The sequence below is a fragment of the Pseudomonas sp. SIMBA_041 genome (assembly GCF_046535095.1).
In the GTDB taxonomy this organism is placed as follows: domain Bacteria; phylum Pseudomonadota; class Gammaproteobacteria; order Pseudomonadales; family Pseudomonadaceae; genus Aquipseudomonas; species Aquipseudomonas mucoides.
In genome coordinates this window covers 1-245 of record NZ_JAWRXJ010000778.1, presented here as the reverse complement: position 1 = coordinate 245, position 245 = coordinate 1, and the positions used below count along the sequence as shown (strand labels likewise).

Annotated in this window: 1 protein-coding gene; it reads right to left on the bottom strand. The window is 42.9% G+C overall.

Translation table 11 applies throughout. From position 1 onward, the window contains the following. On the bottom strand, positions 1-245 hold a 245-nt coding region (locus SB725_RS33230), incomplete at both ends, for an ATP-binding cassette domain-containing protein (protein WP_410923701.1).

Here is a 245-nt window from a genome sequence, read left to right as displayed (position 1 = left end):
AATAAGATAAACTTAGGATCAGCGGCCAATGCTCGCGCAATCTCACAGCGACGACGCTCACCTCCTGACACACTCATACCCTGAGACTTGCGCACATGTTCTAAATGGAACTCGCCAATCAACTTTTCAAGCTCTTGCTGCTGTTCAGCTTTATTTAATTCTGTGCGAGTCTGTAGGATAGCTAAGATATTATCTTCGATAGATAATTTACGAAAGATTGATGCTTCTTGTGGTAGATAGCCGAT